Origin of the sequence: Lysinibacillus canaveralius (assembly GCF_047301505.1) — a bacterium.
In the GTDB taxonomy this organism is placed as follows: Bacteria; Bacillota; Bacilli; order Bacillales_A; family Planococcaceae; genus Lysinibacillus_B.
The window spans coordinates 3,767,822-3,780,000 of the sequence record NZ_CP154840.1; the positions used below are offsets into that span (position 1 = coordinate 3,767,822).

A 12,179-nucleotide genomic window follows, 5' to 3' on the forward strand; every position below is an offset into this window, starting at 1 on the left:
TCTTATTAAGGATTGAAACGAACGGAATGGAAGATTTTTTTTGCCCGCTCTCTTTCTTCGGTTAGATCGAGATTGCATTCTTCCGTTTTGCTTATGCATGTAGAACTATACTCTAGACCTATTGCTTTATCGGTAGTCTGGGATTTTATATAGCCGAGAAAATGCAGGTAAAATCCATTTTTGTCATTACTTATATCCTGTCTATATTCAGCAAAGTAGATATCATTATCCCCTACTGTATATTTTTCAAAGTCTTCAGGTGTTACTAATTTTTTGGAGCCGATTAGCAATTCTAAATTTCCTTCTATCCATTCGGTAGCTTCTCGGTCATCAAAATTTCCTACGACGGAATAGCTGTAGTTCTCTTCTTTTCGTTCCTCACCAAAAAGAATAGCTTCATACTTTGTATCACGATATTGATAATACGTCTGATCCATCACTGCATTCACTGGGTAAAGCATTGTATAGCCGCCAACACCTGATTCAAAAGTATAGTATCCCTCTTCCGTTTCTTCCTTAGAAGAAATGAATTCCTTCGTGAAATCATCCTCTAAAGCTGCTGTTTGAATCTTCTCCGCACTTGAATTAGCACTTGAGCTAGTATCTGAATTGTCATTTGTTTTCATTGCCCCACACCCTCCTATTAATAAAGTCACTGCAAAAAGAAATGGTAAGTAGCGTTTCGCCAAGATGGTGCCCCCTTCTGTGTTGATTAAACCTAATTTTATTTAAATGATATTTCTTCTTCCTTATTGAAAGAAAGCAAAGCTCTTCATAGTAGTCATCTCGATGTTGGTAATACAGCTGACTCATTACTGCATTCACCGATCATAGCTTCATGTATTCATGAACTTCTGATCTCAACTCTACGTATTTTAGAAGAAGGAAGACAACCCTTTGTAAAACCATCCTGCAAGACCATTGTTTGTATTCCCTTTTCCAGAAGAACATTCTCCCTATGCCATGTCATGCAGCCACCCCGAAAAAAACAATTATAAGGAAGAATTGTAAATAACGTCTATTAAGGATGCATCCCTCTTATCATCTAAAATTTGCCTATTAATAATTTAGCAGAGAATGGCGCTGTAAACGATATAGTAGAAGCAAATTAATGCTTTCCATCTAGACGCATTCGTTCAGTAAAGGAAAATTTTCATGCTAATTAATATTACTTATTACGGACATTTCTCTTCCTCCTATCGACGAAAAGCCCTATTCCTTTCATGCGCTCCTATTTGCTTATAAAAGCGTCCTTAAACCCGGGGTCTCATATGGCTAAAATAAAAAAACCCTCTGAAAAAAGGGTTCCTTTCACTTACTATTGAGTTATTCCTCAAACTATTCTCTGTTAATCAGTTCATTAATTTTCCGATTCATTTTTTTAGCCTCCAAGCGGTTGTACAGATAAAAGAGAAACCAAACAAATGTAAAGATCAATATATTTAACAAAACTACTGAAATAATCAATGACATAGAATTGGTTGGAATCCAGTTCAAAGAAAAAGCGACGAGGAAGAAGACCGTTAAGCCAACAACAAAATGGATGAGGGATTGCTGGAAGAATGACAAGCGTTCTATTTGATATACAAAAGCTGGTGATGCACAGGCGACCCCTACAATCATAGATCCTACTGCCTGACGCGTAAAATCAGCCATCACAGCATCTAAAAATACCGCTCCGCCAAGCCAGTAGCCAATAAGATTGACGAATACAAAAACCGTACATCCCCAGCTGACTCCAGATGCGAAATATTTCATAACCCACATATATTAAACCCCCAATCTCTCTTTAAATTGCTTTCGATAATTTCGGGTAATAACTTCACGGAGCCCTAATGCCAGCTCAAGCTCCATCGTCCCATTGAAGGAAGCTTCGACATGCTTTATTTTTCGGAAATGAACAATCGCTGATTTCGAAATGCGAATAAAATCACTGCCAAGCTGCTGCTCTAGTTCATATAAAGGTTTATTTACAATATACCGATTATTATCATCATCATATAAAACGAGTTCACGCCCTTCTGTTCGAATCAAAATAATAGAAGCCGGTTCAAGGATATATGTCTTATTATCCGATTGGGCTGTTAATATCTGTTCCTCCCCTTCACTTTGTAAAAGTGAAATAGCTGCCTGTACTGCCGGTGAAAGCTTTGATACATGAATTGTCGCATATGGCTCCTTATACGTAGGATCTATCCTCACCTCTACCCGCACGATCATCCCCCCTCGCAAAAATTATATCATACATATTTATCCATAAAATGCATGTTAAACCGCTATAAGGCATCTTACACACCCGTTTGGACATCTCACTCAAAATGCATTGTTGCCGCTGTCTCTGTTGTATATATTTATCTCAAATAAAGGAGGAGATGAAGAAATGGAAAACAAAATCGTGACAGTCAATCACCTTTCCATTCAGTATAAAACAACGATTGCTGTTCAAAATTTATCCTTTTCCATAAAAGAGCAAGAAATCTACGCCATCATCGGACCGAATGGAGCTGGAAAAACATCAACAGTAGAATGTATTGAAGGGTTAAGAATGCCTAGTTCTGGCAAGGTATCTGTGCTCGGGGTGACTCCCCACTTGAATCGGAAGAGGATATATAAACAGATGGGCATTCAATTACAGGAGGCTGATTACCCTGACAAAATGAAAGTGAAGGAGCTATGCATTTATTTTTCAGCTTTCTATGACCACCCGGCAGATTGGCGTCTTTTGCTAAAGCAGCTGGATTTACAAAAGCGTGAAAATACTCTTATCAAAAAATTATCGGGAGGGGAAAAGAGGAAACTCTCTATCCTATTAGCCTTGCTTCCAAAGCCAAAGCTGCTTATTTTAGATGAATTGACCACTGGGCTCGATCCAGAGGCAAGACGGATGATGTGGCAAAGCCTGCTCAATATCCGCAATGCAGGAACTACCATACTTCTCGTTTCTCATTATTTAGATGAGGTTGAACACTTAGCAGATCGCTTGCTGTATTTAGTAGACGGTCATAAACAATTTGAGGGGACATTAGAGGAATTCCGCCAGTATGCAGAAAATCAGATAACCCCTTCTGAGCGGAAGCATAACTTGAATTTGGAGCAGCTGTATCTATTAGTTTCCCCTAAAAAAGGAGCACTATTATCGGAGGTAATGAAATGACGAAAATTTATCATACTTTTATGATTGAAATGAAATTATACACACGTGATTTTTTCAGCTTCTTTTTTACGTTTGCATTTCCTTCATTGCTGCTATTACTTTACGGAAGCATTTATGGCAATGAACCGACTGTTTACTTTGATGGCTATGGAACAATTGATGTATCTATTCCTGCCTATTGTGCCATGATTATCGGTGTAACTGGCTTGATGGCCTTTCCGCTGACACTCGCTCATTACAAAGAACATCAAATCTATAAACGATTGGACGCGACGCCTGTTGGAAAAGGCTTTGTTATTTGGATCCAGACAGCGGTAAATATCATCATGACACTTCTCGGATTTTTACTATTATTTATTGTAGGGAAGCTTGCTTATGATGTGGAGTATGAAGGGGAATTGTGGGCTATCAGTATTGCGATTTTACTTTCTATCGCCGCTATTTTTTCAATTGGTTTCCTCTTTACATCTATTGCTCGAGACAGCAAGATGACCAATCTATTATGTTATCTTTCTTATTTTCTCATGTTGTTTTTATCCGGAGCGACCATGCCAAAAGAGATGTTTTCGGATACCTTATTATCTATCTCCAAATTTCTGCCCCTCACCTATGTAGTCGATCTTTTACAGGGAACTTTTAATGGAGAGGCGTTACATGAATATAACTTTGAAATTGGCATGCTAGCTGGTATTTGTCTACTTTGCTCTTTAATGGGGGCTATTTTTTACAAAAGGAAAAATTGGGCGTAATTGCAGTGAAAGGCGATATGGCTGCCCCTTCCTCATAGTTAAGCTCTGATGAAATGTTCCCTCCTCTTTGGACTGTATCATCTTTTCTCCAAAAAAGGCGACTCTTATTCAAGAGCCGCCTCGGAGTGAAGACAAAATCGTTTCATGACTTTGTCTTCATGTCTTCTAAGAAACTTTAATAAAAAGGCGTTTTTACCCAGCCTGTCTTGAAAACACTTGCCAGACAAGGAGTATCAACGAGCGAAGACGCGAATAGAACCTAAGTTCATGAGGGAACGAGCGAAGCAAGCAATGCTGGATGAAAGCGTTTGTCAACTGGCTGAGGTGGCTCTTATTTAAGAGCCGCCCATCAAGTCTAAAACCCATTTCTTCACATCTACAAGCCGGTTTGATGGCGGTTTCTCTATTTCGCCCGTAACAATGAGCGGAACCACAGAATCCACACGATGGAGAGAGCCATGCGCACCACCGCCCGCATGATCATGACTATGTTTTTCTATAAACTCGTAAGAAGGCTTTGCATCTACGATAATTACCTTTCCTTCTTGTGAATGAAGTGCTCCATGCAGCCTTGCAAGCGCATCAGGGTACGTATGATAATACAGGGCTCCCTGTTCATCCTTCTTTACATCCAAAAGAGACAAATCACCATCCAAATGCCATGATTGGCCGTACTCATCGATAGTCGGCCCGTTTGGTGAAAATGTAAATTGTTCTTCTCCCTTTGGTTTCACAACATAATTAATTTGCTGATCACTCCAGGCAATAAAACCAATTCGTTCATCCTTTTTTAAAATATCTAATACTTCAGAAAATGGAATTTGCTCATCATGCAGATAGATATATGCCATCCTCTCATTAATGGCAATAGCCAGCTCTGCATTCTCTTTTCCGTTCTCCCAAAACGTATAGTCCTTCAACACATCATTTAAATCAATTAAAGCTGTCTCCTTCTCTTCCTTTACCGATGATTGACCGCTATCACCTAGGACAATCCATGTTACTTCCTGAATGGCTTCCTCCCACGATTCAAAATGATTGAATAGCTCTTGAAGGCCTTGATCTGCCTTCTCAATTCCTTTTGTATCTTTAGGACCATTTTTGTGTATAGAGGCATCGGCATCAGGAAAATAAGCTAGGGTAAACATCGGAAGCTTATTTTGCTCGAGTATATACTTTAGCTCATTTACTGTGAAATCATTATTGACACCCATTCGCTTCCAGCTGAATTTATACCGATCGTTCTCTGGATTATATTGAGATAACGCACCAAGTGACAATAGCACTGGTCCATTCACCTTTATCTCCTTCGGCAATAGCTTTGCAAAAGAGAGCAGCTTCGGTACATGTAATTCATGCTGAGTGCTTCCCCGGTATAATAGGCCATTAATGGACGCCGATTGCAATTGAGCGTTTGCCAGCTCTTCGTGAATCGTCTGCACATCCTTACTTAGATGCGATTCATTAAGGCGAATCACACTATCGGCTGCTACATTCTTTATACCGTTGTCCCACATTTCCCTTATACCGCTTCCATAGCTGACCATGCGATCCTCATCCTCTTTAAACCAAATCAAGCCCGGAATCTTATGACCATTTGTATAAGTTCCCGTTAACAAGGTGCTATCAATAGTTACAGACATCGTCGGATAAGAGCTAATAAATTCTGGATAAAAATCTCCATTTTTCATTAAAAACGAGAAAGCAGGAGCCCTTCCCTCCTGAATTGCCTTTTGTAGGGGCTCAGTCATTAACGAATCCACTGTGACCAAAACAACCGGTTTTTGCTGCGTTGTAATGGGAACGCTATTTAACTTTTTAGTCGGCGACATGGAAATAGCGAGAGCAAGTCCTCCACAAATAATAATAACTAAAATAAAAGCAATAAGTATTTTTCTTTTCATTATAGTCACCTATCTTCCATTCATCAGTAGTAGTATGGTGATTACAAATGAATACATGCTTTCGTGAAGGTAAAATCTTTTGCCATTATTTACGAAAAGAAAAAAGAACCCCTGAATAATCAAGGATCCCTTGGCACTTTGATACCATTAATCAGGGTCGAATCGACAATCTAGAAGGAACTCGATTTTGAGCGGTACTAAAACCGTCTAATATCAAAATTTTAATACATTGCTATCGTTTTTCACTTCACATTACTCTTAATTTTTATGCGAGAGTATTAGCCCTTGGTGTCGGGAGACATTATTTAGGTCAGATATTAAATCAACCATTTAAAGAAGAAACACAACAGATACAAGAGCCGGTTAAAAAGGAATTTAAAACTACCGAAGAAAAGATTATCTAAAATCAAATCTTGTACTAAATGCTGTTATACGTTAAAATAGAACCTGGTGAAAACATAAAATGGTGATTAGGTAAGACCTGCTTTTTTGCTTTTATATGATTTTATTTAAGTATAAATTATGATGATTGATTTCTTTGTATCGAGTGCAAAGACGTTAGGTAGCATCTCAAAAACCTTTTAATTAAAAGGTTTTTAAGGTGCTACCTTTTTTTAATGACAGCTAGGAGGAGAATGGTTATGGCATTTCATAAACCACAAAAAATTGCAGAGATAACGATAGAAGCAGGGGTGACAAAGACAAAACTTCCTTTTCCCCATTTGTTGCTGCTTGGATTTTTAGGGGGAGCATTTATTTCATTGGGTTATTTACTAGATATTCGTGTCATAGGTAATTTGCCAGCGGAATGGGGGAGTCTTGCTAACTTAATCGGAGGTGCCGTATTCCCAATTGGGCTTATTTTAATTGTCCTTGCTGGGGCAGAATTGATTACAGGAAATATAATGTCGGTATCCATGGCGTTTTATGCAAAGAAAATATCTCTAGGGAATCTCGTACATAATTGGTTTTGGGTCACTTTAGCAAATCTAGTTGGAGCTCTTTTTGTAGCATATTTCTTTGGTCATGTGGTGGGTTTAACTGAAACAGGCCCATATTTGGATAAAACGGTGGCAGTGGCACATTCAAAAGTAGATGAAACCTTCCTACAAACCTTTATATCAGCGATTGGTTGTAACTGGCTTGTATGTCTAGCAATTTGGCTGGCTTATGGAGCAGATGATTTTATCGGGAAAATTGCCGGCATTTGGTTCCCAGTCATGGCCTTTGTCGCGATTGGCTTCCAACACGTTGTTGCCAATATGTTTGTGATACCAGCAGCGATTTTTGCAGGACAGCTTAATTGGATTGATCTTATTGAAAACATCATTCCAGCCTTCCTAGGCAATGTTGTAGGCGGGGCCCTTTTTGTTGGATTGTTGTATTTTTATGTTTATCAGAAACAAGATAATCAAGTTCAGAAACTTCCTAAGAATTCTTAGGAAACTGACATATAAATATTTAGAAAACCCTATTATTTTAAATTGACGCTACGATAATAGGCTGGTTCTCTTAGGGCTACTTCAATTTTTGCTTACTAAAGTTGGAGTAGTCCTTTGCTTTGCCTTCCCTTATATAATTGAATTTCTAATGCTTCTTCCTCGGTTCAGTGCACACGATTCTTAATTATTCTGTCGTGCAAAAGAAAAATAAAAAAAACTCCACAGAATATACTGTGAAGTTTACTATAACCATGTTTCTCGTTAGTTAAGATACCGGTGGTCGGGGTCGAACCGACACTCCAGAAGGAACACGATTTTGAGTCGTGCGCGTCTGCCAATTCCGCCACACCGGCATGGATTGGAGCGGAAGACGAGGTTCGAACTCGCGACCCCCACCTTGGCAAGGTGGTGTTCTACCACTGAACTACTTCCGCAAATTATTAAGATAAAAAAAAACCGGATGTCCGATCAAAAAAATCTGGAGGCGGCTACCGGATTTGAACCGGTGATAAAGGTGTTGCAGACCTGTGCCTTACCACTTGGCTAAGCCGCCGTAAAAAGAATATTGGAGCGGAAGACGAGGTTCGAACTCGCGACCCCCACCTTGGCAAGGTGGTGTTCTACCACTGAACTACTTCCGCAAATGGCTGGGGTACTAGGATTCGAACCTAGGCATGACGGAATCAAAATCCGTTGCCTTACCGCTTGGCTATACCCCAATAATATAATATGCAAGTTATTTAAAAAGTAATGGGGCGACTGATGGGAATCGAACCCACGAATGCCGGAACCACAATCCGGTGCGTTAACCACTTCGCCACAACCGCCATTATAAGGAATTTACTTAAAAGGATGGGGCGACTGATGGGAATCGAACCCACGAATGCCGGAACCACAATCCGGTGCGTTAACCACTTCGCCACAATCGCCATTGTATTGTTTAAGTAAAATTCATGAAATAAAAAAACTGGCAGGGGCAGTAGGAATCGAACCCACACCAAAGGTTTTGGAGACCTCTATTCTACCGTTGAACTATGCCCCTAAAATGGTGGAGGGGGACGGATTCGAACCGCCGAACCCTAAGGAGCGGATTTACAGTCCGCCGCGTTTAGCCACTTCGCTACCCCTCCAAATGGTGCCGGCGATAGGAGTCGAACCCACGACCTACTGATTACAAGTCAGTTGCTCTACCAACTGAGCTACACCGGCATTTTGGAAATATGGTGGGTCAGGACGGAATCGAACCGCCGACACTTAGAGCTTCAATCTAATGCTCTACCAACTGAGCTACTGACCCATATTTTATAAAGAATGGCGGTCCCGACCGGGATCGAACCGGCGATCTCCTGCGTGACAGGCAGGCATGTTAACCGCTACACCACGGGACCATTTGGTTGCGGGGACAGGATTTGAACCTGTGACCTTCGGGTTATGAGCCCGACGAGCTACCGAACTGCTCCACCCCGCGACAATGTTATTAAGATGGTGGAGGATGACGGGCTCGAACCGCCGACCCCCTGCTTGTAAGGCAGGTGCTCTCCCAGCTGAGCTAATCCTCCATCTGGTTATTTCTTATGATTTTAATAAGTGGTGACCCGTACGGGATTCGAACCCGTGTTACCGCCGTGAAAGGGCGGTGTCTTAACCACTTGACCAACGGGCCAATGTAAAACGTCTCTAAATATAATCTGGCGGAGAGTAAGGGATTTGAACCCTTGAGACAGTGTTACCCGCCTACACGATTTCCAATCGTGCTCCTTCGGCCTCTCGGACAACTCTCCAAGAAGAATGGCTCCGAAGGTAGGACTCGAACCTACGACCAACCGGTTAACAGCCGGTTGCTCTACCACTGAGCTACTTCGGAATATTTTTATTGGAAGCCTAGCGATGTCCTACTCTCACAGGGGGAAGCCCCCAACTACCATCGGCGCTAGAGAGCTTAACTTCCGTGTTCGGTATGGGAACGGGTGTGACCTCTCTGCCATCATCACTAGACTCTTAAAAGACAAGATTTATTATAGCATATTCTATGCTAATTTCAAGTGTTTTTTATTAAAAATCCACAGTTTTTCTTGTTCTTTCAAAACTGGATAAACGTTTCATTGTGCAGCACACAAAATTTGGTTAAGTCCTCGACCGATTAGTATTCGTCAGCTCCATATGTCGCCATACTTCCACCTCGAACCTATCTACCTGATCGTCTTTCAGGGGTCTTACTTACTTGCGTAATGGGAAATCTCATCTTGAGGGGGGCTTCATGCTTAGATGCTTTCAGCACTTATCCCGTCCATACATAGCTACCCAGCGATGCCCTTGGCAGAACAACTGGTACACCAGCGGTATGTCCATCCCGGTCCTCTCGTACTAAGGACAGCTCCTCTCAAATTTCCTACGCCCACGACGGATAGGGACCGAACTGTCTCACGACGTTCTGAACCCAGCTCGCGTACCGCTTTAATGGGCGAACAGCCCAACCCTTGGGACCGACTACAGCCCCAGGATGCGATGAGCCGACATCGAGGTGCCAAACCTCCCCGTCGATGTGGACTCTTGGGGGAGATAAGCCTGTTATCCCCGGGGTAGCTTTTATCCGTTGAGCGATGGCCCTTCCATGCGGAACCACCGGATCACTAAGCCCGTCTTTCGACCCTGCTCGACTTGTAGGTCTCGCAGTCAAGCTCCCTTGTGCCTTTACACTCTACGAATGATTTCCAACCATTCTGAGGGAACCTTTGGGCGCCTCCGTTACCTTTTAGGAGGCGACCGCCCCAGTCAAACTGTCCGTCTGACACTGTCTCCTGCCCCGATGAGGGGCATGGGTTAGAATTTCAATACAACCAGGGTAGTATCCCACCGACGCCTCCTCCGAAGCTGGCGCTCCGGGCTCTCTGGCTCCTACCTATCCTGTACAAGTTGTACCAAAATTCAATATCAAACTACAGTAAAGCTCCACGGGGTCTTTCCGTCCTGTCGCGGGTAACCTGCATCTTCACAGGTACTATAATTTCACCGAGTCTCTCGTTGAGACAGTGCCCAGATCGTTACGCCTTTCGTGCGGGTCGGAACTTACCCGACAAGGAATTTCGCTACCTTAGGACCGTTATAGTTACGGCCGCCGTTTACTGGGGCTTCAATTCACAGCTTCGCTTGCGCTAACCGCTCCTCTTAACCTTCCAGCACCGGGCAGGCGTCAGCCCCTATACGTCACCTTACGGTTTTGCAGAGACCTGTGTTTTTGCTAAACAGTCGCCTGGGCCTATTCACTGCGGCTCTCTCGGGCTTTCACCCTACCAGAGCACCCCTTCTCCCGAAGTTACGGGGTCATTTTGCCGAGTTCCTTAACGAGAGTTCTCTCGCACACCTTAGGATTCTCTCCTCGACTACCTGTGTCGGTTTGCGGTACGGGTACCTCCCACCTCGATAGAGGCTTTTCTTGGCAGTGTGAGATCAGGAACTTCGTCCATACGGACTCGTCATCACAGCTCAACGTTACAGTGTGCGGATTTGCCTACACACACGCCTTACTGCTTGAACAGAGACAACCAACGCTCTGCTTACCCTACCCTACTGCGTCCCCCCATTTCTCAAACGGTGGGGAGGTAGTACAGGAATATCAACCTGTTGTCCATCGCCTACGCCTGTCGGCCTCGGCTTAGGTCCCGACTAACCCTGAGCGGACGAGCCTTCCTCAGGAAACCTTAGTCATACGGTGGACGGGATTCTCACCCGTCTTTCGCTACTCATACCGGCATTCTCACTTCTAACCGCTCCACCAGTCCTTCCGGTCTGACTTCAACGCAGTTAGAACGCTCTCCTACCACTGACATCAAAGATGTCAATCCACAGCTTCGGTGAATCGTTTAGCCCCGATACATTTTCGGCGCAGCGTCACTCGACCAGTGAGCTATTACGCACTCTTTAAATGATGGCTGCTTCTAAGCCAACATCCTGGTTGTCTAAGCAACGCCACATCCTTTTCCACTTAACGATTACTTTGGGACCTTAGCTGGTGGTCTGGGCTGTTTCCCTTTTGACTACGGATCTTATCACTCGCAGTCTGACTCCCGTGTATAAATATCCGGCATTCGGAGTTTGTCTGAATTCGGTAAAGCGAGATGCCCCCCTAGTCCAAACAGTGCTCTACCTCCGGTATTCTCAATCACGAGGCTAGCCCTAAAGCTATTTCGGAGAGAACCAGCTATCTCCAAGTTCGATTGGAATTTCTCCGCTACCCACACCTCATCCCCGCACTTTTCAACGTGCGTGGGTTCGGGCCTCCAGTAAGTGTTACCTCACCTTCACCCTGGACATGGGTAGATCACCTGGTTTCGGGTCTACGACCACGTACTATTTCGCCCTATTCAGACTCGCTTTCGCTGCGGCTCCGTTTTCTCAACTTAACCTCGCACGTAATCGTAACTCGCCGGTTCATTCTACAAAAGGCACGCTATCACCCATTAACGGGCTCTAACTACTTGTAGGCACACGGTTTCAGGTTCTCTTTCACTCCCCTCCCGGGGTGCTTTTCACCTTTCCCTCACGGTACTGGTTCACTATCGGTCACTAGGTAGTATTTAGCCTTGGGAGATGGTCCTCCCGGATTCCGACGGAATTTCACGTGTTCCGCCGTACTCAGGATCCACTCTGGAGGGAATGACTTTTTGGCTACAGGGCTTTTACCTGCTCTGGCGGACCTTTCCAAGTCGCTTCGCCTAAATCATTCCTTTGTAACTCCGTATAGAGTGTCCTACAACCCCAAGAGGCAAGCCTCTTGGTTTGGGCTCTTCCCGTTTCGCTCGCCGCTACTCAGGGAATCGAATTTTCTTTCTCTTCCTCCAGGTACTTAGATGTTTCAGTTCCCTGGGTCTGTCTCTAACGCGCTATGAATTCACGCGAAAGTACTGCGCGATTAAACGCAGTGGGTTCCCCC

7 protein-coding genes, 17 tRNA genes and 2 rRNA genes (1 of these 26 cut by a window edge) are annotated in these 12,179 nt (G+C 43.5%); 3 read left to right on the top strand and 23 right to left on the bottom strand.

The window, feature by feature from the left end:
• Window positions 1-5 precede the first annotated feature (5 nt).
• The 3 genes from AA0Y26_RS19055 to AA0Y26_RS19065 all read right to left on the bottom strand — a co-directional run bounded on the left by AA0Y26_RS19055 (window position 6) and on the right by AA0Y26_RS19065 (window position 2,220).
• Window positions 6-689 carry a hypothetical protein gene (locus AA0Y26_RS19055; protein ID WP_413363607.1) on the bottom strand — a complete coding sequence of 228 codons (684 nt, stop codon included), beginning with the start codon at window positions 687-689 and terminating at the stop codon, window positions 6-8.
• 649 nt (window positions 690-1,338) lie between these two features.
• Window positions 1,339-1,767, bottom strand: coding sequence for a DUF3021 domain-containing protein (locus tag AA0Y26_RS19060; protein WP_413363608.1), 429 nt, complete (start codon window positions 1,765-1,767; stop codon window positions 1,339-1,341).
• A 3-nt stretch (window positions 1,768-1,770) separates the two neighbouring features.
• Window positions 1,771-2,220, bottom strand: a complete 450-nt coding sequence (locus tag AA0Y26_RS19065) for a LytTR family DNA-binding domain-containing protein (protein WP_413363609.1) — start codon at window positions 2,218-2,220, stop codon at window positions 1,771-1,773.
• A gap of 160 nt (window positions 2,221-2,380) precedes the next feature.
• Here AA0Y26_RS19065 and AA0Y26_RS19070 point away from each other — a divergent pair, with 160 nt between their 5' ends.
• Both AA0Y26_RS19070 and AA0Y26_RS19075 read left to right on the top strand, forming a co-directional pair.
• Window positions 2,381-3,154, top strand: coding sequence for an ABC transporter ATP-binding protein (locus AA0Y26_RS19070; protein ID WP_413363610.1), 774 nt, complete (start codon window positions 2,381-2,383; stop codon window positions 3,152-3,154).
• Entirely contained in the window at window positions 3,151-3,903 is a 753-nt protein-coding gene (locus tag AA0Y26_RS19075) for an ABC transporter permease (protein ID WP_413363611.1), read from the top strand. Before AA0Y26_RS19070 ends, AA0Y26_RS19075 begins: the two co-directional genes overlap by 4 nt.
• Before the next feature lie 335 nt (window positions 3,904-4,238).
• Here the strand turns inward: AA0Y26_RS19075 and AA0Y26_RS19080 are convergent, their stop codons facing one another.
• Window positions 4,239-5,807 (bottom strand): alkaline phosphatase family protein, encoded by a 1,569-nt coding sequence (locus AA0Y26_RS19080; RefSeq protein ID WP_413363612.1) that lies wholly within the window; start codon window positions 5,805-5,807, stop codon window positions 4,239-4,241.
• A gap of 641 nt (window positions 5,808-6,448) precedes the next feature.
• Between AA0Y26_RS19080 and AA0Y26_RS19085 the strand changes: the two genes are divergently transcribed.
• Window positions 6,449-7,249, top strand: coding sequence for a formate/nitrite transporter family protein (locus tag AA0Y26_RS19085; protein ID WP_413363613.1), 801 nt, complete (start codon window positions 6,449-6,451; stop codon window positions 7,247-7,249).
• Between the two features lie 271 nt (window positions 7,250-7,520).
• On the opposite strand, the gene AA0Y26_RS19090 is transcribed toward AA0Y26_RS19085, so the two are convergent.
• From AA0Y26_RS19090 to AA0Y26_RS19180, 19 genes are all read right to left on the bottom strand, one after another.
• Window positions 7,521-7,602, bottom strand: a tRNA-Leu gene (locus AA0Y26_RS19090).
• Window positions 7,603-7,608: 6 nt separating this feature from the next.
• Window positions 7,609-7,683: transfer RNA gene (locus AA0Y26_RS19095), tRNA-Gly, on the bottom strand.
• A 45-nt stretch (window positions 7,684-7,728) separates the two neighbouring features.
• A tRNA-Cys gene (locus AA0Y26_RS19100) sits at window positions 7,729-7,802 on the bottom strand.
• A gap of 13 nt (window positions 7,803-7,815) precedes the next feature.
• Window positions 7,816-7,890, bottom strand: a tRNA-Gly gene (locus tag AA0Y26_RS19105).
• Window positions 7,891-7,893: 3 nt separating this feature from the next.
• A tRNA-Gln gene (locus AA0Y26_RS19110) sits at window positions 7,894-7,968 on the bottom strand.
• Window positions 7,969-8,000: 32 nt separating this feature from the next.
• Window positions 8,001-8,076 (bottom strand) — tRNA-His (locus tag AA0Y26_RS19115).
• Window positions 8,077-8,102: 26 nt separating this feature from the next.
• Window positions 8,103-8,178, bottom strand: a tRNA-His gene (locus AA0Y26_RS19120).
• Window positions 8,179-8,217: 39 nt separating this feature from the next.
• Window positions 8,218-8,291: transfer RNA gene (locus AA0Y26_RS19125), tRNA-Trp, on the bottom strand.
• Window positions 8,292-8,295: 4 nt separating this feature from the next.
• Window positions 8,296-8,379 (bottom strand) — tRNA-Tyr (locus AA0Y26_RS19130).
• A 3-nt stretch (window positions 8,380-8,382) separates the two neighbouring features.
• A tRNA-Thr gene (locus tag AA0Y26_RS19135) sits at window positions 8,383-8,458 on the bottom strand.
• 12 nt (window positions 8,459-8,470) lie between these two features.
• A tRNA-Phe gene (locus AA0Y26_RS19140) sits at window positions 8,471-8,546 on the bottom strand.
• A gap of 15 nt (window positions 8,547-8,561) precedes the next feature.
• Window positions 8,562-8,637: transfer RNA gene (locus tag AA0Y26_RS19145), tRNA-Asp, on the bottom strand.
• Window positions 8,638-8,640: 3 nt separating this feature from the next.
• A tRNA-Met gene (locus AA0Y26_RS19150) sits at window positions 8,641-8,717 on the bottom strand.
• Window positions 8,718-8,732: 15 nt separating this feature from the next.
• A tRNA-Val gene (locus tag AA0Y26_RS19155) sits at window positions 8,733-8,808 on the bottom strand.
• A 29-nt stretch (window positions 8,809-8,837) separates the two neighbouring features.
• Window positions 8,838-8,912, bottom strand: a tRNA-Glu gene (locus AA0Y26_RS19160).
• 26 nt (window positions 8,913-8,938) lie between these two features.
• A tRNA-Ser gene (locus AA0Y26_RS19165) sits at window positions 8,939-9,030 on the bottom strand.
• Between the two features lie 8 nt (window positions 9,031-9,038).
• Window positions 9,039-9,113 (bottom strand) — tRNA-Asn (locus tag AA0Y26_RS19170).
• 15 nt (window positions 9,114-9,128) lie between these two features.
• Window positions 9,129-9,244, bottom strand: a 5S ribosomal RNA gene (gene rrf / locus AA0Y26_RS19175).
• 125 nt (window positions 9,245-9,369) lie between these two features.
• Window positions 9,370-12,179: ribosomal RNA gene (locus tag AA0Y26_RS19180) — 23S ribosomal RNA — on the bottom strand; it runs 119 nt beyond the window's last position.